Below are 428 nucleotides of genomic sequence, written 5' to 3'. Positions count from 1 at the left end.
AGGAAAAACAATCCTTCTTCGAAGTGCTCGGAGAATACATCCTTGACGGTTTCAAAGTAGCGGTTGTGGTCGCTGCGATGCTGATTGGATTTGTCGCGATTATTGCCTTGATCAATGGCATTTTTAATGCAGTATTCGGTATTTCGTTCCAAGGCATTCTTGGATATGTGTTTGCTCCATTCGCTTTTCTTGTGGGTATCCCATGGAATGAAGCTGTTAATGCGGGAAGCATTATGGCAACAAAAATGGTATCGAATGAATTTGTCGCTATGACGTCGCTTACTCAAAACGGTTTCCATTTCAGCGGCCGTACAACAGCGATCGTATCGGTATTCCTTGTGTCATTTGCGAACTTCTCCTCAATCGGAATCATTGCCGGTGCCGTAAAAGGACTGAATCAAAAGCAAGGAAATGTCGTCGCTCGTTTC

At 44.2% G+C, this 428-nt stretch carries 1 pseudogene; it reads left to right on the top strand.

Features of this window, described 5'->3' with window-relative positions:
- Positions 1-428 (top strand): annotated as a pseudogene (gene nupC, locus RVS70_RS22625) (nucleoside permease NupC); the annotation flags it as partial.

Source organism: Virgibacillus sp. M23 (assembly GCF_034190895.1).
GTDB lineage: Bacteria > Bacillota > Bacilli > Bacillales > Amphibacillaceae > Virgibacillus > Virgibacillus salarius.
Note: the sequence above shows the minus strand (reverse complement) of the source record. Positions and strands in the feature narration are given on the sequence as shown.